17 protein-coding genes are annotated in these 19959 nt (G+C 67.8%); 5 read left to right on the plus strand and 12 right to left on the minus strand.

Annotation, left to right across the window (positions count from 1 at the left end):
- Positions 1-31 precede the first annotated feature (31 nt).
- The 9 genes from N4261_RS04850 to N4261_RS04890 all read right to left on the minus strand — a co-directional run bounded on the left by N4261_RS04850 (position 32) and on the right by N4261_RS04890 (position 12580).
- Positions 32-472 (minus strand): DUF5615 family PIN-like protein, encoded by a 441-nt coding sequence (locus N4261_RS04850; RefSeq protein WP_261759086.1) that lies wholly within the window; start codon positions 470-472, stop codon positions 32-34.
- Positions 469-1146, minus strand: coding sequence for a DUF433 domain-containing protein (locus tag N4261_RS04855; protein ID WP_261759087.1), 678 nt, complete (start codon positions 1144-1146; stop codon positions 469-471). Before N4261_RS04855 ends, N4261_RS04850 begins: the two co-directional genes overlap by 4 nt.
- Before the next feature lie 175 nt (positions 1147-1321).
- On the minus strand, positions 1322-2026 hold the full coding sequence (locus tag N4261_RS04860) for a hypothetical protein (protein ID WP_261759088.1): 705 nt from the start codon (positions 2024-2026) through the stop codon (positions 1322-1324).
- Between the two features lie 399 nt (positions 2027-2425).
- Positions 2426-3337: a ZIP family metal transporter gene (locus N4261_RS04865; protein WP_261759089.1), complete on the minus strand. Its 912-nt coding sequence runs from the start codon at positions 3335-3337 to the stop codon at positions 2426-2428.
- Positions 3324-4709 carry a class II fumarate hydratase gene (locus tag N4261_RS04870; protein ID WP_261759090.1) on the minus strand — a complete coding sequence of 462 codons (1386 nt, stop codon included), beginning with the start codon at positions 4707-4709 and terminating at the stop codon, positions 3324-3326. The genes N4261_RS04865 and N4261_RS04870 overlap by 14 nt, the downstream gene beginning before the upstream one ends.
- Positions 4706-5323, minus strand: coding sequence for a hypothetical protein (locus tag N4261_RS04875; protein ID WP_261759091.1), 618 nt, complete (start codon positions 5321-5323; stop codon positions 4706-4708). The genes N4261_RS04870 and N4261_RS04875 overlap by 4 nt, the downstream gene beginning before the upstream one ends.
- 349 nt (positions 5324-5672) lie before the next feature.
- Positions 5673-6962 carry a DUF1501 domain-containing protein gene (locus N4261_RS04880; RefSeq protein ID WP_261759092.1) on the minus strand — a complete coding sequence of 430 codons (1290 nt, stop codon included), beginning with the start codon at positions 6960-6962 and terminating at the stop codon, positions 5673-5675.
- 89 nt (positions 6963-7051) lie between these two features.
- Positions 7052-8785 (minus strand): DUF1800 domain-containing protein, encoded by a 1734-nt coding sequence (locus tag N4261_RS04885; RefSeq protein ID WP_261759093.1) that lies wholly within the window; start codon positions 8783-8785, stop codon positions 7052-7054.
- Between the two features lie 216 nt (positions 8786-9001).
- A complete protein-coding gene (locus tag N4261_RS04890; protein ID WP_261759094.1) occupies positions 9002-12580 on the minus strand; it encodes an indolepyruvate ferredoxin oxidoreductase family protein in 3579 nt (1192 codons plus the stop codon).
- Positions 12581-12709: 129 nt separating this feature from the next.
- Here N4261_RS04890 and N4261_RS04895 point away from each other — a divergent pair, with 129 nt between their 5' ends.
- Both N4261_RS04895 and N4261_RS04900 read left to right on the plus strand, forming a co-directional pair.
- Positions 12710-13198, plus strand: coding sequence for an Lrp/AsnC family transcriptional regulator (locus N4261_RS04895; RefSeq protein ID WP_261759095.1), 489 nt, complete (start codon positions 12710-12712; stop codon positions 13196-13198).
- 127 nt (positions 13199-13325) lie between these two features.
- A complete protein-coding gene (locus tag N4261_RS04900) occupies positions 13326-14027 on the plus strand; it encodes a CBS domain-containing protein (RefSeq protein ID WP_261759096.1) in 702 nt (233 codons plus the stop codon).
- A 13-nt stretch (positions 14028-14040) separates the two neighbouring features.
- On the opposite strand, the gene N4261_RS04905 is transcribed toward N4261_RS04900, so the two are convergent.
- On the minus strand, positions 14041-14472 hold the full coding sequence (locus N4261_RS04905) for a hypothetical protein (protein WP_261759097.1): 432 nt from the start codon (positions 14470-14472) through the stop codon (positions 14041-14043).
- Between the two features lie 180 nt (positions 14473-14652).
- Between N4261_RS04905 and N4261_RS04910 the strand changes: the two genes are divergently transcribed.
- A complete protein-coding gene (locus N4261_RS04910; protein WP_261759098.1) occupies positions 14653-15204 on the plus strand; it encodes a protein phosphatase CheZ in 552 nt (183 codons plus the stop codon).
- Positions 15205-15238: 34 nt separating this feature from the next.
- On the opposite strand, the gene N4261_RS04915 is transcribed toward N4261_RS04910, so the two are convergent.
- Positions 15239-16057, minus strand: coding sequence for a M90 family metallopeptidase (locus N4261_RS04915; protein ID WP_261759099.1), 819 nt, complete (start codon positions 16055-16057; stop codon positions 15239-15241).
- 520 nt (positions 16058-16577) lie between these two features.
- Here N4261_RS04915 and N4261_RS04920 point away from each other — a divergent pair.
- Positions 16578-17015 (plus strand): hypothetical protein, encoded by a 438-nt coding sequence (locus N4261_RS04920; RefSeq protein ID WP_261759100.1) that lies wholly within the window; start codon positions 16578-16580, stop codon positions 17013-17015.
- Positions 17016-17302: 287 nt separating this feature from the next.
- Positions 17303-18541, plus strand: coding sequence for a hypothetical protein (locus tag N4261_RS04925; RefSeq protein WP_261759101.1), 1239 nt, complete (start codon positions 17303-17305; stop codon positions 18539-18541).
- A gap of 133 nt (positions 18542-18674) precedes the next feature.
- On the opposite strand, the gene ylqF is transcribed toward N4261_RS04925, so the two are convergent.
- Complete coding sequence (gene ylqF, locus N4261_RS04930) at positions 18675-19754, minus strand: ribosome biogenesis GTPase YlqF (RefSeq protein ID WP_435532003.1); 1080 nt, start codon at positions 19752-19754, stop codon at positions 18675-18677.
- Positions 19755-19959 lie beyond the last annotated feature (205 nt).

Genomic DNA, 19959 nt, shown 5'->3' on the forward strand with positions numbered 1-19959 from the left:
CAGGCCGGGCTGGCGCCCGGGAATGCGCCACTCAGTGAAGCGTGCAGGCTTGGGCCTGGGGGATGCGATAGAGCGCCCACTCCACGGTGTCGTCGTCCTTGTGAAAGATGTCCAGCGCGGTGTTGATGAGGTCGGTCTTCTCATCCTCCAGGACGCTGAGGGCGACCTCGAACAACGCCAATTGAAGCTGGAGGTCGAGCGGGCGCTCGGAGTTCAGGCAGACCAGCCCGGCGTGAAGGTCCACTTTGGCATGCTCGCCGCCGAGCTGCCCGGGGCCATGACCGCGAAAGTCGACCGAGTTGCCGGTGACCAGTGTGAAGTCTTCTGCGATCACATGCTGCATCAGCCGGTAGTCCTTCGTCCCGGCCCAGCCTCGGTTGCGCACGCAGGTCGACTCCACATGGCCTGCGGCCACTGCGATGCGGACCAGTTCCGGCGAGAGGCATTCGTCAATCAGGAACTTGAAGATCATGGGAGCCGTTTCTTCAGCATTCGTTGGCCCCGCTTCAGTGGCTCCGCAGGATGGATATCGTTCAGGCGGCGTGGCCGGCCTCGACGCGGGTGCGCGTCGTAGAAGATCTGAGCGGCCTCGATATGGGCTGGCGTGAGAAACGGGTAGGCGAGCTGCAGGCGCAGCGGGTCGATCGCGGCCTGAATCGACGCCAGCACATGCTCGATCGGCACGCGGGTTCCCGCAAAGCAGGGGACGCCCCCCATCACCTCGGGATCCTCCAGGATAAGCTTGCCGGCGTTGTCGACCTCCCTGGCGCGGCTGGCCGCCTCGCAGACATAGCCCCAGATATCGATGACCACGCCGCGACCGGGCGTGGCGACGGTCCAGTCAATCGCAGCGTCGGAGACGAACTGCAGCGCAAACAGTTGGTCGCGCACCTGTGACTGCTCCAGGCGAGCGGTGACGTCGGCCAGCACCTGCTTTCGCGCCGCTGCGAGCAGCACGGCATCGGTGGCGAAGAAGAAGTTGGCATAGGCGGCCATGAGCCGCGCCACGGTTCTCGCGCCGTTCTCTTTTCGAAACAGCGACGAGGGAACCAACTCTTCGTCCACGAGTCGATTCATCTGTGCCGCACTGACGCCGCCGATGTAGGCCGCTTCGGCAGCTGGAACAAAGGGGAGTGAGGTGATCATGATATTCCTTCTGAGTGTTCAGAAGGTATATGACGGCATGCGATCCGTCAAGCCGATCGGCCCGATCGACGACCGACCGACCGGACCAGCGCGATCGTCGCTCTCGCCCACGGGTCCGACGATGGGTGGCAAACCCCTTTGTGAAACGTTGTCCCCAGGGCGCGCCCCGGTCATTTCACTCGTCGTCGCCCAACCCGAGCGCCCACAACCGGGCGGCGGCCTCGAACATCGACGGCGCGCTGCCAAGCGACTTCGGATCGCTCGCCAGCGCCAGCCACGCCAAGGTGTCATGGTGGCTGCCGGGCAGTCGGTCCCGGGAGCGTTCCTCCACCAGCCAGGCGTGCAGCGCGGCGTACTGGTCGGGATGCCGCTGAAGCGTCCACGCCAGCGCGACCAGATCGCCGTAGCCCTCTTCACGGCGCGTCGATTTCATCGAGAGATACGCGCGTTCCAGCTCCGGGCTCAGGCCCACGGGCGGGCGGTCCGCACTGAAGCCGGCGGGCAGGCCGTACCAGACGCCATCCAGATAACGTCGGCAGTGACCCAGCTCATGCGCGGCCATCAATTCGAGGGCGCTGTCGGTGAGGGCCGAGGGAATGCGGTCCAGTGTGGCTTGCCCCTCCGGGTTGCCGCGCAGGCTCAGCACCAGCTTGCAGCGACCCTGGAGATAGCCGAGCGCCAGCGGTGCCGCATCGGGCGCATCCTGTGGCTGGACGACGATGTCCAGCGGAAGTCCGGTCGCCCGGGCCCGCTGGATCACCGGCGACATGCCCGCGATCCAGCGTTGCTCCAGCGCGGTCAGACCGGTGGCCTGCACGGCAGCACTCCAGGTCCACACCGCCAGCACGGCCCAGATCCTCAGCGACTTGTTCATTCCCATCACGGCTCGCTTGCGTTGCGTGAGCCTTCATGGTGAGGCGCGACGGCGGTCCGTGCGCACCGGTCGCCGCCTCAAGACCGAGGCGCGCGTGAAGGGTTTCGCGCTTGCCCGCACTGAGGCACGCGCGCGATGAACGCGTGCATCGATGACCGATCGCGGGATGCGCGGTCCGCTGACAGCGTCCGTGAAGAAAGCCCGACACGTGTTCGCGTCGCGCAATCAAGGTCGCGCAATCAAGGTCGCGCAGGACAGGCGACGCCGATGGATGACGTCGATGGATGACGTCGACGAGTGACGCCGCTGGCGGCCGCACCTGAGCGACGCGGACGGGCCGACGAGAGGCGCTCGGACCGATGCGCGCGACGCGCCGCGATGGGTCTCGGCACGGGCCTGGCGTCGCTAACCGAGCGCCGTGTCCAACACCATCATCAGCGCGAAGCCCAACATCAGGCCTTGCGTCGCCCAGCGTTCATGGCCCTTGCGGTGAGATTCGGGAATGATCTCGTGGCTGATGACGAACAGCATCGCGCCGGCTGCGAAGCCCAGGCCCCAGGGCAGCAGCATCGGCCAGACCGAGACCACCCAGGCACCCAGCACCGCCCCCACCGGTTCCACCAGGCCCGAGGCGGCACCGACCGCGACCGATCGGGTGCGTGAGAAGCCGATGCTCATCAGCGCCACCGCAATGACGAAGCCTTCCGGCACGTCCTGGATGGCAATGGCCAGACTCAGCCCGCCCGCCGCGACCGGATCACCGGCGGCGAAGGCCACGCCCATGGCCAGGCCCTCGGGCAGGTTGTGCAAGGTCACTGCGATCACGAACAGCGTGGTGCGCCGCAGCCGTTTGGCATCCATGCCTTCGCGGCCCTTGATGAAATGCTCATGCGGCAGCCAGCGGTCCATCGCCATCAAGGCCCAGGCGCCCAGCAGCACCGCCACGGCCATCAGCGAGGCGGCACCGCTGGCACTGGTGTGCTCGCGTGCCGCGCTCAGGCCCGGCAGGATCAGGGAGAAGGAGCAGGCCGCCAGCATCACGCCGGCACCGAAGCCCATCAGCGCGTCCTGGCTTCGGTCCGAGAGGCTGCGCGTGCCCAGCGCCGGCAGCGTGCCGAGCGCCGTGGCCGCCGCGGCGATCAGTCCCGCCTGAAGCGCCATCGCCATGACGGACGGTGCGCCACCGGCTTGCATCAGCGTCCAGCCGTGATGCAGCAGCAATGCGCCACCCAGCAGCAGGACGGCCAGGCCCAGGCCGTCGCGCCAGCGCAGGCGGCGACGCGAGTCGGTCGAGGCGATCGTGTCAGAGTCCGCCATCGGTGAGCTTGGCCGGATCCAGCATCTGCTGCAGCGTGCTGCGGTCGATCTCGGTCATCTCGGCGGCGACATCCAGGATCGGACGCCCCTCCGCATAGGCACGCTTGGCAATCGCGGCGGCATTCAAGTAGCCGATCTCGCGGTTCAGCGCGGTGACCAGAATCGGGTTGCGCGCCAGGGCCTGCTGAAGGCCCGGCTCATTGACCTTGAATGCGCGGATCGCCTGCTCCGCCAGCGCGCGGCTGGCGGTGGCGAGCAGGGCGAGGCTGTCCAGCAGGTTGTGCGCGATCAACGGCAGCATCACGTTGAGCTGGAAGTTGCCCGATTGCCCGGCCACGGTGATGGCGGCGTCATGGCCGATCACCTGCGCGCAGACCATGGTCACCGCTTCGGGGATCACCGGATTCACCTTGCCCGGCATGATGCTGGAGCCCGGCTGCAAGGCCTGCAGCTCGATCTCCGCCAGGCCGGCGAGCGGGCCGGAGTTCATCCAGCGCAGATCGTTGGCAATCTTCATCAGCGCCACCGCCAGGCCCTTGAGCGCGCCCGACAGCGCCACCGCCGTGTCCTGCGCGGAGAGCGCGGCGAAGAAGTCCGGCGCAGGTCGGAAGGTCAGGCCGGTGAGGGCGGAGAGTTCTTCGCAGAAGCGCTGCGCGAATTGGGGATGGGCATTGATGCCGGTGCCCACGGCGGTCCCGCCCTGGGCGAGTTCGCAGACGGTGGGCAGCAGCGCGCGCAGTTGGGCGCGACGTGCGTCGATCTGGGCGCACCATCCGCCCAGTTCCTGGCCCAGGCGCAGCGGCATGGCATCCATCAGGTGGGTGCGGCCGGTCTTCACATGGTGGCCGTCGCTGGCGATCTTGTCCTGCAAGGTCTGCACCAGCACATCCAGGGCCGGCAACAGCTCGCCGGACAGGGCCTGCGCTGCGCTGATGTGCAGCACCGTGGGAATGCTGTCGTTGCTGCTCTGGCCCGCATTGACATGGTCATTGGGGCTGACGGGCGTGGCAGACAGCAGCCGGGTGGCCAGGGTGGCGAGCACCTCATTGGCATTCATGTTGCTGCTGGTGCCGGAGCCGGTCTGGAACACCTCCACCGGGAAGTGCGTCATCAGGTCCGGCGACTGCAGCAACTGGGCGCTGGCCCGGTCGATGGCCTGCCCGATGTCCTGCGGCAGTTGATCGAGGCTGATGTTGGCCCGCGCGGCGGCGGCCTTCTGCAGCAGCAGGGCACGCACGAAACGCTCCGGCATCGGCTGGCGGCTGATGGCGAAGTTCTGCACCGCACGCTGGGTTTGCGCGCCATAGAGCGCGTCGGCCGGCACGGCGACTTCGCCCATGCTGTCACGTTCGATGCGGGTGGCTGGCTTCATCGGGACTCCTTCAAGGGACTTTGGCTGAGGCACCACTGGAAGCGCTGCAGGCGCGCCGCCAGTGCGGCATCGGCGCCGGCCAGCCGGGACAGTGCCGCCAACGGGCGGTTCAACTGGTCCATGCAGGCACATCGCCAATGCCAGGGTAGCAGCGTGTGGTGGGCGGTGCTGTAGAGCAGCCGGAGAGCCTGCTCATGGGCGGGGATCGCGGCCAGGACGCCGGCCTCCACCAACTGTTCGGTGGCGAGCTGATGGCGCCGCAGCAGTTGAGGGTCCTCCGGCGTCAGCCCGCAGGCGATCTTGAAGGCCATCCACCGCAGGCATTCCACGCCGGGATGGTCGGCGGTGTGCCTCGCCCTGTCATCGGCCAGCAGGCCAAGGGCCGGCCCTCCCGAAAGGCCGGGTAGCAGGCCCAGCGCCGACGAGCGCACCGGCCAGGCGGCACTGGCCGCCCGGGGTGCCCACAGGCAGGACGGCGCCGGCGCTGCGACGTCCGAGGGCTTGGCAACGTCGCAAGGGGAGCAAGGGGTGCAAGGGGCGTCGCCTGGCGGTCGGCCAGCCGACGTCGCGACGGGCTTGGGCAGGTCGTCGGAAGGCGGGGGCAGCAGGGACATGGGGGCTCCTGGCAGGGCGGTACCGGGCGTTCCGGCGGGCGCGGGCTGGCAGGGAGGCGTGCTGGCGACGAAACGGCTGAGACCCTTCGGCAGGCGGCGCGCCCGGTCCGGGACCTGCAAAAAAGCAGGGAGTCCGCCCGCGCCGAACGTGTCGACCGCGGGGGGGCTCCCCGTTGAAGTTGCATTGGTCGCGGGGATCCGCGGGAGTCCTAGTCGTTTGCTGCCGATACTAGATGAGAACTTATCTCATCTGCAAGTCGGGCGAATCCAAGCGCTTGCCGGGGGCAGGGCTATTGGCGCGGATCGCGATCGAGATTGCGATTGCGATCGGGAGCGAGAGCGGACCGGCTCAGACCAGGCCGAGGTCGCGCGGCACAGCGCCGGGGAACACGCGTCCGAGCGCATCGCGTGACAGGCCGAACTGCCGCTGCCACAGGCCGCCCAGCACCGATCGGTAGTCGTTCAGCACCGGGTAGTCGCGGTTCTGGAACAGGGTCGAGGCGCTGAGCGCGATCTGTTCGCCGGCCACCGGGCCGCCCTGGCTGGCCAGGCCGCCGCCCAGCAGCCAGTACACGCTGCCGTGGCCGTGGTCGGTGCCGCGATTGCCGTTCTCGCGGAAGGTGCGGCCGAATTCGCTGATCACCATGACCGTGGTCTGGCGCCACAGGTCCGGCCCCAGTTCATCGGCGATCGCCGCCAGTCCGCGGCCGACTTCCTCGAAACGATTGGCCAGTGCGCCGGTAGCCCCACCTTGGTTGACGTGTGTGTCCCAGCCACCGATGTCGATGAAGCCCAGACTGAACCGTCCCCGCATCAGGGCGGCGATGCGACGCGCCTCGGCTTCAAAGCCTTTTGGTGCGATCGCATTGCGGCCGGCGGCATCCATCTCTGCCTTCATCTTGGCGGGGGCGAGATCGCGCGCCAGCTCCTCGCGCAAGGCCAGTCCTTCCTCGACGGTCTTCTCCAGCGCCCGGCCCTGGTACATGCCGGTGATCAGCGCGCGGTTCTTCGCATCGACGGCGGGCCGCGCCGTCTCACGCAGGGCCGCGTTGGCGATGCGGGCCGGGCCGCGAAACGCGATCGGCAATTGATCGGTGAACGAGAGCGCCTGCTGGGCATCCAGCTCGGCCGCGAGCCGGTTCAGGAAGCCGGAGTTGTAGTCGCGCGAGCCGCCCAGCGGTTGGCCGAGTTCGATGCTGTCCTGCGTTTCGAAGTGGCTGCGGGTGAGGTCGTCGGTGCCGGCGAAGGGAATGAAGCGCGCCTGGCCCGCCAGCATCAGCGGATGCAGGCTCTGGCGCAAGGCGGGATGCAGACCCCAATCCGCGTTCACCGGCAGGGCCGTCTCCGGGCCGGCACCGGGACGGGCGATGGCGATGCGTGGGCGCTGCTCGTAGTAGAAGCTGCTGCCGATCGGCACCAGCAGATGCGAGGCGTCATAGCCGCCGCGCAGGAACACCAGCAGGAAGCGGGGTCGGTCCGCGCCTGCGGCAAACAGGCGCACGCCGGGCACCGACCACGCGCCGGCCCCGGCCGCCGCCTGCAGCAGCAGCCGACGACGATCCGGCGAGCGCGGCGCCACCGACGCATCGGTCGCCCACGGACCGTGCGGCGGGAATGAGGCAGAACGGGAACGGGTCATCCGGGGTCTCCAAGAGGCGGTCAGCGGGGTGACGGGTCAAGCGTATCGGCGGGGTCAGCGTGGCAGCCGGGTTAGCCGGGTCAGCGGGGTCAGCGGTACATGAAATCGGGGCTGGAGAGCCACAGCGTCAACCATTGTTGCGGCGTGCCGGTCTGGGCCAGCGCTTGCCGCGTGGCCGGTGCCAGGGTGGGTTCGACCCGGGCGCGCAGCGCTTGCAGGTCGGGCATCGGCACCGGCGTGGTCGTGCCTTCGGCGCGGAACAGACCTGGCGCGCCGCCGCCGATCTGACGGGCGATCTCGAAGCGCAACGTCATCTGGCCAGGGCTGTCCCAGGCCTCGGCGGTGAGCGGATAGCCGTCGGGCGTCTGCTTGTCGTAGAGCCCCTGGCCGAGCCGGCGCAACCATTGCTGCAGCGGCTGGCTGTTGAGCATCGCCTGATGCTCGAAGCCGGCTCGCAGGCTGGACATCAGGTAGTGCTGGGGATCCTTGAACTTCGGCGCGAGGCTGCGGGAGCCGACGCCCGGCCCGGCCGCCCCGTCAGCGGCGCTGATGTCGCCGGTCGCGGTGAAGGCGGGTGAGAAGAGCAGCGGGCGCAAGGTCGCGGGAATGTCTCCCCGGCTGCGTTCGAAGGCGCGGGCCATGGTGTCGACCAGCGCGGGCGGTGGTTGGTCGCTCAGGAAGAAGACGGCCAGCTTGCGGCTGACGAAGCGGGCGGTGGCCGGCTGGGCCACCAGCAGGTCCAGCACCTCGTCCAGCTCGGCCAGGCCTCGGCCGCGGATGGTGTGACCCAGCAGCTGCTTGTCACCGAAGTCGTGGCGGGCGGGATTGAATTCGAAGAAGCCGTCGCGGTGGTACTGGTCGATGAACTTGGGCCCGAGCTTGGGCGGTTCGGGGTCGATGCGCACGCCGAAGCCGGTCAGCACCCGCGCCAGTTCCTGCACATCGCGCTGGCTGTAGCCGCCATCGACGCCCAGGGTGTGCAGCTCCAGCAGTTCGCGCGCGTAGTTTTCATTGATGGCGCGCAGCCCGTTCTGGTCGTTGTCCAGATAACGCAGCATGGCGGGATGTCGGGCGACGGCGCCCAGCATCCGGCGGAAGCTGCCCAAGGCCTGCGGACGCAGCGCCTGTTCCTCGTAATCGGCCAGCAGCAGGCGCACATCGCGCTTGCCTTGATGGACATTGAAATGGTTGAACCAGAACCAGCTGAGGTGCTCCAGCAGCTGTTGTTCCGAATACAGCTGGCGCAGCAGCTGCCGATGGCCGGCCTCGCGCGCGGCCAGGTTCTGCGCCTGTTGATAGGCCTGTCTCGCCGCCACGCGTTCGGCTTCGTCGGTGGCCTTGTCCGCTGTCCGGCGCAGGGCTTCGGCTTCACGAACGCGGGTGATCAGGTCGCGGCGGCTGCAATCGAGGGCATCGATCTGGCGCTGGGCGGCGGGCGCCAGCGGCGCCTTGGGATCGGCGCGCAACTGCTGCTCCACATACCGGCCCCAGCCAGCGCGCTCGATGGCCGCAAGCTGGGCCTGGGTGGCCCCCCAACCCAGTCGATCGGCGGCACGCTGCCGCTGTGCGGCGTCCAGCGGGGTTGACGGCGCGGTCGAGAGTCCACCGCAGCCACCCAGCGTGGACATCAAGGCCGCACCGGCGGCGCGGCCCACCACGGCGCGGCGGGACAGCCCGGGCGAGGCGAACGTGGCCTCCAGCGTCGCCGATGAGCGTCGCCGCGGATGCTGCGCTGCATCGCGCGATGCCGGCGCATCCGCTGGCGTGGCCGCCTCGGACGAGCGACCCGAGGCCGCGCTGAGAAGTCGTGTCAGTCTTGACATGTGCCAAGCATGCCAAGCGCGGCTGGTGGCTGTCCAGAGCCCTTTGCGCTACTTCACAGTTGTAGCCGGCCTCGGTGCGGCGCGCTTCACGCTCCGTCGCCGCGACTCGCGCGCACGCTAGGCTCACCTCGCTCGGCTTACCTTGCGCAGAGGTGCGCCTCCAGCAGTGCGGCCCTCCACCGCGCCCCCACAACTCGTCCGACGAGGTGCAGCCGGTCAGAGTTCCGCCACGCCTTTCACCCGTGCCGGGGCCTTGGCTTGAGGCACGATCGCCATCGGGACCTCCACCGCGCGGCCGTGGAAGCGATCCACCAGATCCTTCCACTGCGCCCGCACCGTCACCACGTTGGCCAGCTTCACATGGCCATAGCCACGGATGCCCTCAGGCAGTCGAGCGAGCTTGACCGCCAGCTCCAGGCGGTCGGCGCTCAGGTGGGCCAGCAGCTCGTCGACCAGCGCTTCATAGTCCCGCACCAACTGGCGCTCGATGCGGCGCTCTTCCGTCTTGCCGAACACATCCAGCAGACCGCCACGCAGACCCTTGAACCGGGTGAGCAGCTTCAGCGCCTTGAAGGTCCAACTGCCGAGCTCGATCTTGCGTGCACGACCGTCCGCGCCGGGCCGCGACACCAGTGGCGGCGCCATGTGGAAGCTCAGGTGATCCCAGTCCTCGAACTGCGCCTTGAGTGCAGCTTCGAACTTGCCGTCGGTGTACAGACGCGCGACTTCGTACTCGTCCTTGATGGCCAGCAGCTTGGCGTAATAGCGGGCCACCGCCTTGGTGAGGCGAAGCCCCTTGCCCGCGTCGCCCAGTGCCGTTTCCGCCTCGCGCACGCGCCGCACCAACGCGTCGTAACGCTCGGCGTAGGCGGCGTCCTGATAGTCGGTCAGGAAGGCTTTGCGACGTGAGATCAGCCCGGGCTGGCCGTCCTTGTCGTCGAGCTGATCGAAGTTGAACCACTGCACCGGCGTGGCGGGCTCGCCGGCCAGTCGGCGCAGTGCCTCGGGCGCGGCGATGGCCAGGCGACCGAGCGCGAACGCGGTCTTGTTGTTCTCGACCGCCACCCCGTTGAGCTCGATCGCCCGCATCAGCGCCTCGAAGCTCACCGGCACCAAGCCGCGCTGCCAGCAGGCGCCCAGCATGATGATGTTGCTGGGCATGGTGTCGCCCATCAGCCGCTGGGCGATGTCCTGCGCATCGATGCTGTTGAGCAGGTCCGCGCCTTCGCCCACGGCATGCCGCATCTTGGCGAGCAGCGCATCGGCCTGCAGATTGGCATCGGGATTGCGCACGAAGGCCGCGGTCGGCAATTCATGGGTGTTGGCCAGGATCACGGTGCGGCCGGACTTGATGGTGGCCAGCGCATCGGCGCTGGCACCGACGACCATGTCGCAGGCCAGCAGCACATCCGCCTGCTGGGTGTCGATGCGGACCTGGTTGAGCAGGTCCTGCGTCGGCGCGACCCGCACGAAGGACAGCACCGCGCCGCCCTTCTGTGCAAAGCCCATGAAATCCAGTACCGAGCTGCGCATGCCTTCCAGGTGCGCGGCCATGGTGACCAGCGCTCCCACGGTGACCACCCCGGTGCCACCGACGCCGGTGACCAGCATGTCGAACGGCCCGGTCCAGCGCCACGGCGCGGGCGGCTGCAGGGCGGCGATCTCTCGCGCCAGGTCGGCCGGACCGAAGGCCGCGCCGGCCCGCTTCTTGAGCTTGGCGCCGTGCACCGAGACAAAGCTCGGGCAGAAGCCGTTCACGCAGCTGAAGTCCTTGTTGCAGCTGCTCTGCTCGATGACGCGCTTGCGCCCCCAGTCGGTCTCCACCGGAACGACCGAGAGGCAGTTGCTGGCTTGACCGCAGTCGCCGCAACCCTCGCAGACCGATTCGTTGATGAAGATGCGCCGGTCCGGATCGGGGAACTCGCCCTTCTTGCGACGGCGACGCTTCTCGGCCGCGCAGGTCTGGTCGTAGATCAGCACGGTGACGCCTTCGATCTCGCGCAGCTCGCGCTGGACCTGGTCCAGCGCGGCGCGGTCATGGAAGGTGGTGCCGGCGGGGAACAGGCCTTCATGGCCCTGGTACTTGCCGACGTCGTCGGACACCACCACCAGGCGCTTCACGCCCTCGGCTTCGACCTGGCGCGCAATCTGCGGCACGCTGGTCTGACCGTCGACCGGCTGGCCGCCGGTCATCGCCACCGCATCGTTGTAGAGGATCTTGTAGGTGATGTTGGTGCGGGCCGCGATGGCCTGCCGGATCGCCAGATAGCCCGAGTGATAGTAGGTGCCGTCGCCCAGGTTCTGGAAGACATGCTTCTCGGTGGTGAAGCGGGAATGCGCGGCCCAGTCCACACCCTCGGCGCCCATCTGGATCAGGCCGGAGGTGCCGCGTTCCATCCAGCTCGCCATGAAGTGGCAGCCGATGCCGGCCAGCGCACGTGAGCCCTCCGGCAGCTTGGTGGAGGTGTTGTGCGGGCAGCCGGAGCAGAAGTAGGGCTGGCGGCGCACGCCGTCGGCGCTGTTGGACAGCAGGCAGGGCGTGAGGAAGTCCACCACCAGGTGACGCCGGTCCAGCGCGGGATTGAGCCGCGCCAGCCAGTCGGCCACCGTCGACATGATGCGCGACGGCCTCAGCTCGCCCAGCGCGCTCAGCACCGCCGCGCCGTGTTCATCGGTCTTGCCGACGACCCGCGGCCGCTGCGCATCCGGCAGGTGATAGAGCAGCTCCTTGATCTGGCGCTCGACGACCGGCGCTTTCTCCTCGATCACCAGCAAGTCGGTCAGCCCCTGCGCGAAGGCACGGATCCGGGTGGGCTCCAACGGATAGACCAGGCCCACCTTGTAGACCCGCACACCCGCGGCGGCCAGCGCGTTCGGGTCCAGGTCCAGGCGGCGCAGCACTTCCATGAAGTCGTAATGCGCCTTGCCGACGGTCACGATGCCCAGCGTCGCGCGTGGGCTGACGACGATGTGCTTGTCGATGGTGTTGAGCTTGGCGAAGGCCAGCACCGCGTCGATCTTGTGCGCCAGCCGCGATTCGAGGTCCAGCGAGGGCAGGTCGACCTGACGGATGTGCAGATCGGTGGGCGGCGTGTGGTCGACCGGCAGCTCGAAGTCCAGCGGCACCGCGTCCAGGTCGACCGTCATGCCGGACTCGACCACTTCGGAGATCGCCTTGAAGCCGACCCAGGCGCCCGAGAAGCGCGACAGCGCCCAGCCGTACAGGCCGAACTCCAGGTATTCGGCCACATTGCCGGGATGGACCAGCGGCATCGACCACGCCTGCAAGGCCAGGTCGCTCTGGTGCGGGGTGGAGGAGGAGACGCAGCCGTGGTCGTCGCCGCACACGACCAGCACGCCGCCTTGGCGGGCGGTGCCATAGACATTGCCGTGCTTGAGCGCGTCGCCGGAGCGGTCCACGCCGGGGCCTTTGCCGTACCACATCGCAAACACGCCATCCACGGTGCGCTTGGGGTCCAGGGCGACGCGCTGCACGCCCAGGCAGGCGGTGGCGGCCAGGTCCTCGTTGATGGCGGGCAGGAAATTGATCTGCGCCGGATCCAGGAACTTCTTGGCCTTCCACAGCTGCTGGTCGACCATGCCCAGCGGGCTGCCGCGATAGCCGCTGACGAAACCCGCGGTCTTCAAGCCCTGACGCTCGTCCTGGGCCTTCTGCATCAACAGCAGGCGCACCAGCGCCTGGGTGCCGGTGAGGAACACCTGACCCGCGCTGGCCGCGAGGTTGTCCGACAGCTGATAGGGGCGCAGCACGGGCGCTGGCGTGGCGAGGGACATGGCGGTCTCCGACCCGGCGTGGGCTCTTGGTGTGGATGCGCGATTCTTTACGAGAGAATGCGCGGTTTGTTGCTTTGATCGCTTCGTCGAGGCGTGATTTGGAGTGCAATCCACTCGAAAGGGGCTGAAATGGAAAAGGATGCTTTCGATCGGCCCACGCGCCTCATCCTGGAGGCGTTGCAGGCGGATGCGCGGCAGAGCACGCAGCAGCTGGCCGAGCGCATCGGCCTGTCGGCCACGCCGGTCTGGCGGCGCATCAAGGAACTGGAGGAGCGTGGCGTGATCCGGCGCCATGTGGCGCTGGTGGATCGGGAGCAGATCGGGCTGTCCATCTGCGTGCTGGCCAATGTGAGCCTGGTGCGCCACAGCGAAGGCGCGGTCGAGGCCTTCGAGGCCATGGTGGCCGCCAGCCCCGAGATCATCGAGTGCCAGGCGATCACCGGCGAGGCCGACTATGTGATGAAGATCGTCGCGCCCGACATGAAGGCCTATGACCAGTTCCTGCAGACCAAGATCTTCAAGGTGCCCGGCGTGGCCAGCGTGAGAAGCAATGTGGTGCTGCGGGAGGTCAAGTACGAAACCGCGTTCCCGATTCCGGACGCCCGCACCGCGCGCTGATCGGCACACCCGCCGCGCGCCCCGCGTGGCCCACGTGCCCCATCCTGCCGGCGCAGCGCGGCGAACGAGGGCAGGCTGCGTGTTTGCAGCAATGCGCGTGGATGCCGGGCTGTGTCATCCTGACGGCATGTTTTCCGTCTACGGCACCTCCGGAAAGATCTACACCGGTGGCCTCGAGCAGGTCCGCGAGCTCGCGCCGGTGCAGGCGGTGGCGCGCACCCGGGCGGTGGCGCCGATCGGGCCGCAGGGCGATCTGACGCCGTCGACGGTGGTGCTCGCCGGACTGGGACAGGGTGGCGCCGGCGCTGCGGGCAGCGGCGGATCGGCGGGCGGGCCGAGCGCCTACGTCGCCACCGAAGCCTTGGCCGCCTACGCCGGCGAGCCGGTGCGTCAGGTGCTGACCCAGGTCCATCAGCTGATGAATCGACGCCTGATCAGCGTGCGCAGCGGCGCCACGCTTCGGCAGGCCTGGCGGGTGATGTCTCGCGCCGCGGTGGGACAGGCGCCGGTGCTCGGGCCGATGGGGGAAGTGCGGGGACTGATCACTCGGGCCGACCTGCTGCGCGGCCTGCCGGACGATCTCGAGGACGGCGCCGAAGTGCTGGAAGTGGCGCGCCGTTTCGCCTCACCGGTGGACGACGCCATGTGGACGCCGGTGCCCGTCGCGCTGTCGGACACGCCCTTGCGTGAAGCGGCTCAACTGATGCTGGATCTGGGCTTGCCCGGCCTGCCGGTGGCGGATGCGGATGGGCAGTTGCAGGGCTTTCTCTCGCGCAGCGACCTGCTGCGCGGCATGACGCACGAACCGCCGCTGGACTTGTGGACCTGAGCCGGGCGGCCGCTCAGTAACGCTTCCAGCCCTTCTGCGACTGCTCGAGCTCCAACGCCTGCTGGGTGCGCCAGTCGGTGCAGACGAACACGCCATCCTCCAGCACCAGATCCGGCAGTGAGCCGTCGCCGCGGGCGATGCGCCCGTCCTTGCAGACCAGGCTGCTCTTGGTGTTGGCTTCGTCGGTCAGCGCGCGGCCAACGGCCATGCTGTCGCGGGTGTAGTGCGCCAGACAAGCGAGCGCAAGGAGCATGCCCAGCAACACCACCACGCCGATGACGATGTCCATCACATCGCGCAGGGCCGAGGGCGGCGCTGCGGTGGGCGTGAAGCGCTGCGACGCGGCGAAGCTTCCCGCGTCGGCCGCAGCGGACGACGGTCCGCGCGCGCGCAGCGGCGCGCTGTGGTTCATACCAGGCGAGGATCGGGTGGTGGCCATGTTCATGAGAAAAGTCGCAGCGCCAGAACAGACGCCTCGAAGGCTACAGGCGACCCGCTGCGTCGTTCACTTAAATCCCGCCGGGTTCCCCAAAAATGCACGCGCATACCCCCTGCTTTCCGATGGTTACAGCAGTTGCAGAATTAAGATTTATACGATCTAGTTCAGCGTTTTACGAGCGCCGCCATGTCCCAAACAGCTGCCACAACCACCGCCGCCGGTGCCCACGAGGCTTTGCACAAGCTGTCGCAGGAGATTCCGGACGCCTGCGAGCGACTGGACTACGTCAAGCGAATGACCGACCAGGCAGCCAGCAAGGTGCTGGGTCTGGTGGAGTCTGCGCAGGACGATGCCGAAACCGTGCGTCGCCAAGGCAGCGAACTGTCGGAATCGCTGCAGCGCATGGCACAGAGCACCGACCTGAGCGTGGAACGTGCCCGCGCCATGATGAAGCTGTGTGCCGCCTACGCGGCCAGCGCGGCAGGATTTGCCGACCGGGTCAAAGGCCTGCAGACCGAGATCATGATGGCGCAGGACTTCCAGGATCTGTCCGGCCAGGTGATCAACAAGGTCTTGGGCATCCTGCGTCCGGCCGAAACGCCGCTGCAGGAGTTGCTGGCCGAGTTCGAGGCGGCGGCTCCGGTCACTCAGACCGAGCAGCTCGCCGGTGTGCAGACGCCGGACAAGGCGCTGCAGCAGGACGATGTGGACGCGTTGCTGGCCGAAATGGGCTTCTGATCGCGGGCGAATGAACGGCCGTGCAGGCCCGCCCTCAGGACCACATCATCGGATCGATCTCGTAATACCTTCGCAGCGCCGCATACACCTGCGGATGGGCTTGCGCCAACGCCCACGGCTGGCCGAAGAAGCGCTCGCTGGCCACGGCAAAGAATTCCGCCGGTTCGGTCGAGGCATAGTCGCCCAGCGGATCGGGCTCACCGTTCTCCAGCCGGCGGCGCAGCAGGTCGAAGCTTTGCTGCATCACTTGTGCCCATCGCGCCTGGTCGAAACGGCCACCCACCCACGGCGCGCCATTGGCGAAACCTTTGTCCTGGTCGAGCTGGTGGGCGAACTCATGCACCACCACGTTATGACCGTGTTCGGGCAGCGCGGCGTCCCGCATCACGTCTTCCCAGGACAGCACCACCTGGCCCTCGCCCCATGATTCACCGCTGAGCACCTGGCGCTGCTGCATCTGCAGCGGACCCTGATGCCGCACCCGGTCGACGATGAACGGACCCGGATACACCAGCACGCTGTGCAGGCGAGGGTAGTAACCGCGCGAGCGGCCCAGCAGCGGCAGGCAGGCCAGCGCCGCGATGGTGACCCTGACCTCATCGGTGATCGCCTGACCGGCACAGCCGATGAACTGCTTCTCCGCGAGAAACACCTGCATCTGGCGCTTCAGCCGCAGTTGGAGATCGGAAGGCAACTGAGCGATCTGCGGCACCCGGCGCCGAAGGATGGCCCGCCATGACGCCGGAAAGGCGCGCGCCCTCAGCCGCGCCCGGCGACGCGCCTGCCGCCAGGGCTGGCTGATCAGCCAGAAGCAAAGAAACGCCGCAATGAGCGTCAGCACGATCAGGGCCATGGTGTGGAGTGTCTGCAGTTGCGCACGACATGACGCCGCGCAGGGGCTTTAGGAGCGGCGGCATCTGGCGGCCCGCCGTGTGTCGCCCGACGACAGCGCGACATCCATGCGCTCCACATGCGCCCGTCAGGCGACGTTTCAAGGACCGTCTGTCGGCTGTGGGGGACCGTCGCTTTCCGATGTCCTCAGCGCACAAACCCCAAGCCCTCCCGCCCTCCACCATTTCCACCTGCATTGGTTTTGCGACCGAGGTCATCGTGGGAATGTCCTGCGACGGCGGTGCTGGTGGGCGACAGCCGCTGGGTGGCGTCGTGCGTTCGCGACGGAGTCCGGGCTGAAGCGTTTCGCGGCCCTGCTGCATTCGTGAACGACTCCACGACGGCACACACGCCGCAGAAGTTCGTGCGCTGAGCGATTCTTGCGAGCCCGCATTCGGCCGAGCGGGGGCGGCGGGCTGGTGAGAATTCCCGCCGGTCGATCCCGGGCGCGCGTCGCGCCCGCGTCGACACACCACCACGCAATGATCGGGAGCGGGACGGGGCGCATCGACGCCATCGCCCGTTGGGACGGATTGAAGCTTTCGGACATTCTCGGCGCACCGCTGCAGACCTCAGCCTTTGCCGAAGACCCGCTGCGCCAGCACCGCGCCACGGTCTCGCAGCAGTTCATGGCAGGACCACCGCCCTCGGTGGTGCTGCAGCTGTCGCCATTTCTCACCAACGGTTCGCCACTGGACCAGTTCGTCGGCGAAGCCCAAGCCGACGTGGTGTATGGCCGACGCCCGCTCGGCCAGATGGCGCCGCCCGTGGATCAAGTGCAAACGCCCAGTGCCTCGCGCGGTCGCTACACCGCCACCGATGGCCCGGACATGACCGTTTGGGTGGAACTCGGGCCCGTGTTGTGGAACCACGTCGAGCGAGGCAGTGACGCCGCGCGCCTGCTGGACATCAGCGCCTGAATCGAAGGGGCGCGGTGGAAGTTTCCACCCAAGGGCGGGCGCTTCAGACCCGCGTCCGAACCCCAGCGCCCGGGGTGGTCACTAGAAAACAGTCCGCGCCGTTGCGCGGGCTGTTGGCGCCTGCGCATCGACCTGTTCGGCTCGGTGGTCGGCACGCGCACTTTTGAACCCGCCGCCCTTGGAGCCTCCTCATGTCTTCGCCCCCTGATCACCAAGCGCCGCCTCCGTCGGCGGCCGATCTTCATCCGCCATCGCCGGACGCCGCTGCGCAACCCGAAGTCGGGCACATGCCACCCGTGTCTCAATGGCAATACTGCGCGGGCATGCTGGCCCGCAAGACCGAAGCCTTGAGTGCGGGGCTGGTCCAGTATCTGGGGCTGGGTGATCGACGGGCATTGATCGAGGTCCTGCGGTCGCCCGCCGCTTGCTGGATGCCCGAGAGCGGGCAGGCACAGCGGCGCTTCTGGATCGCACGGTTGAGCTCTTCCGCCGCCGCCGGTGAGGGGTGCGCGACGGTGGAAGACTGCGACGTTCAGGTGCTGAAGCAGCTGCTGGACGATGTGCTGATGACGGCGTGTGTCCGTCTTCCGGATGGTTCTCTGAAGCTGAAGAGCGCGGAGGAGCTGGAGCTGACCCGGCGACTGTGGGCATGGGCTGCGATGGCGAAGCCGGGCCGGGATGCGCAGATCCGCGAAGTGCATCATCGGGTGCTGCTGGCTCAGCACGGTGGCGTGGCGGATGAGATCACGCTGTCGGATCGAGGCCCTGGGGGCGAGCCCGGCCGCCTGGAGTTGCCCCCCTGCGACCTGCTGAACGCGGTGATGCGCTACACCACGCGGGTGCGCCTGCAACTGGATGACGAACTGGTCCTGACCGGCGCGCTGGCCGAGTCACTGTCGGTGCTGCCGGTGCGGGTGCTGGATCTTCGGCATCCCGGCCTGCTGCCGCCGTTGGCTGCCATGCAGCAACTGACCTTGCGCGAGATCGATCTCAGCCGGGCAGACAGCCCATGGCCGGATGGCCCGGGGGTGGATCTGCGCGAGCTCTTGGCCCAATGCCCTCAACTGATGGAAGTGCGGCTGCATCCGGATGTGCAGGAGGGGTTGCTGGGCCTGGACTGGCTGCCCGGGATCCATCGCGGCCGGGGCGACTACAGCCTGTTCCGCCATGCGACCCGCACCGATGTGCTGGGTGAACTGGACCGCATGAACTCGGCCTGGGCGAGGGCGCTCACCCGCACCCAGGTCGACTTCCGACATCACAAGAACCTCGCGGACATGCTGCCCCTGCTGCAGATCGCTACGCGTCTGGCTGGACTGACGAATCGCGCGGAGGATGTCGCCAATCACCTCCACCGCGTCCTGGTCGGCGCGGCGGACGATCCGGCTCTGCTCAAGACCTGTGTGCGACTGGTCATGGACGGCCTGCAGCACGGCGAACCCGAGCTCACGACCCTCGCGCGGATGGTGGTGCTGGTGCCCGCCGAAGTCACCCCACCCCGCAGCCTGCCGTTCGACTTGATGTGATCTAAGCAGACCGGATGGGCTCCCCCGGACCCTCTCAGACCCTCTCAAGCCGGATCAGACCTGAACAGACCTGATCAGACGGGCTTGGATGGCTGAGACAGGCTCTGACCTGCCGAGGACCGATCAAGCCCGATCACCCCTGCTTGGACCCGCGGCCTTCTTCCTCGTCAGACTCGGCATCACGCGGCGCGTCGATGGCGTCAATGTCGTCCTGATCGTGCAGCTCGATCTCGGCGTCCGTTGCCTCGTCGTCGTCATCGCTGTCGTCGCTGCCGTCGCTGTCGCTGATGTCGTCGCTCGTGGCGACGGCATCCCGAGTGCCGCGCTTGGCCAGCACGCGCTGAGCTTCGCGAGCGGCTTCCTTGGCCGCTTCGGCGGCATCGGCTTCGGCGGTCCAGGCGGCGAACTCGTCCGGGGTTTCCAGCGTGATGCGGCCGAGTTGCGTCTGACGCAGGTCATACAGCAGGATCTCGGCGGCTTTCTGGGTGTTGATGCGACCGCCCGGCAGGATGGCGCCACGCCGCTTGCCGATGGCATCGAGCAGTTCGCCCTCGCTGCGGGCGTCGGAGGCGTCGATTTGATAGCGCTGTTTCAGGGCCTGCGGGTAGTGATGGCGAAGGTAGGCGAGCACATCCAGCGCCACCACTTCTTCCTCGAATGCATTGCGACCGATGGCGCCGCTGGCGGCCAGGTTGATGCCGGCTTGGGGCACGCGGATCTTGGGCCAGAGCATGCCGGGGGTGTCGAACAGGTAGACGCCCTTGTCGAGCAGGATCTTCTGCTCGATCTTGGTGATGCCGGGCTCGTCGCCGGTGTTGGCCGCGCGCTTGCCGACCAGCGTGTTGATGAGCGTCGACTTGCCGACGTTCGGAATGCCGCAGACCAGCACCCGAAGCGGCTTGTCGAGCGTGCCGCGATTGGGGGCGGTCGCCCGGCACTCGCTGGCCAGCGCCTTGGCCAGTCCGGGCATGCCTTGATGGATCGCGATGGCGCGGGTATCGGGCTGGGCGCGGTAATGCGCCAGCCACGCCTCGGTGCGTGCCGGATCTGCCAGATCCTGCTTGTTGAGCAGCTTCAGTGCGGGACGTCCCAAGGTGAGCTGGGCCAGCAGGGGATTGGCGCTGCTGGCGGGCACGCGGGCGTCCAGCAGCTCAATCACCACATCGATCCCGCTTTTCATGCGCTCGCGGATCGCGCCCCGGGTCTTGTGCATGTGCCCGGGAAACCATTGAATCGCCATAGCCTGCCATTGTCCGCGATCTCCCGACCGCAGAAGACCTTGCCGAAAAGCGAGCCCACGAATCCACGAACCCACGAACCCACGAACCCCAACGCGATCCCCCCGACACACCCCCACCACGGTGGATCGGGAGATCTTCGATGTCCTCGGTCGCAAAACCAATGCAGGCAAAACGTGG

This window comes from Roseateles amylovorans (assembly GCF_025398155.2).
Classification (GTDB): Bacteria; Pseudomonadota; Gammaproteobacteria; order Burkholderiales; family Burkholderiaceae_C; genus Roseateles; species Roseateles amylovorans.

Coding starts and splice junctions, on each gene's coding strand:
- N4261_RS04905 (WP_261759097.1), bottom strand. CDS start 14,472: ATGAACATGGCCACCACCCGATCCTCGCCTGGTATGAACCACAGCGCG.
- N4261_RS04850 (WP_261759086.1), bottom strand. CDS start 472: ATGATCTTCAAGTTCCTGATTGACGAATGCCTCTCGCCGGAACTGGTC.
- N4261_RS04885 (WP_261759093.1), bottom strand. CDS start 8,785: ATGTCAAGACTGACACGACTTCTCAGCGCGGCCTCGGGTCGCTCGTCC.
- N4261_RS04890 (WP_261759094.1), bottom strand. CDS start 12,580: ATGTCCCTCGCCACGCCAGCGCCCGTGCTGCGCCCCTATCAGCTGTCG.
- N4261_RS04910 (WP_261759098.1), top strand. CDS start 14,653: ATGTCCCAAACAGCTGCCACAACCACCGCCGCCGGTGCCCACGAGGCT.
- N4261_RS04925 (WP_261759101.1), top strand. CDS start 17,303: ATGCCACCCGTGTCTCAATGGCAATACTGCGCGGGCATGCTGGCCCGC.
- N4261_RS04895 (WP_261759095.1), top strand. CDS start 12,710: ATGGAAAAGGATGCTTTCGATCGGCCCACGCGCCTCATCCTGGAGGCG.
- N4261_RS04855 (WP_261759087.1), bottom strand. CDS start 1,146: ATGATCACCTCACTCCCCTTTGTTCCAGCTGCCGAAGCGGCCTACATC.
- N4261_RS04880 (WP_261759092.1), bottom strand. CDS start 6,962: ATGACCCGTTCCCGTTCTGCCTCATTCCCGCCGCACGGTCCGTGGGCG.
- N4261_RS04875 (WP_261759091.1), bottom strand. CDS start 5,323: ATGTCCCTGCTGCCCCCGCCTTCCGACGACCTGCCCAAGCCCGTCGCG.
- N4261_RS04870 (WP_261759090.1), bottom strand. CDS start 4,709: ATGAAGCCAGCCACCCGCATCGAACGTGACAGCATGGGCGAAGTCGCC.
- ylqF (WP_435532003.1), bottom strand. CDS start 19,754: ATGCACAAGACCCGGGGCGCGATCCGCGAGCGCATGAAAAGCGGGATC.
- N4261_RS04860 (WP_261759088.1), bottom strand. CDS start 2,026: ATGGGAATGAACAAGTCGCTGAGGATCTGGGCCGTGCTGGCGGTGTGG.
- N4261_RS04865 (WP_261759089.1), bottom strand. CDS start 3,337: ATGGCGGACTCTGACACGATCGCCTCGACCGACTCGCGTCGCCGCCTG.
- N4261_RS04920 (WP_261759100.1), top strand. CDS start 16,578: ATGATCGGGAGCGGGACGGGGCGCATCGACGCCATCGCCCGTTGGGAC.
- N4261_RS04900 (WP_261759096.1), top strand. CDS start 13,326: ATGTTTTCCGTCTACGGCACCTCCGGAAAGATCTACACCGGTGGCCTC.
- N4261_RS04915 (WP_261759099.1), bottom strand. CDS start 16,057: ATGGCCCTGATCGTGCTGACGCTCATTGCGGCGTTTCTTTGCTTCTGG.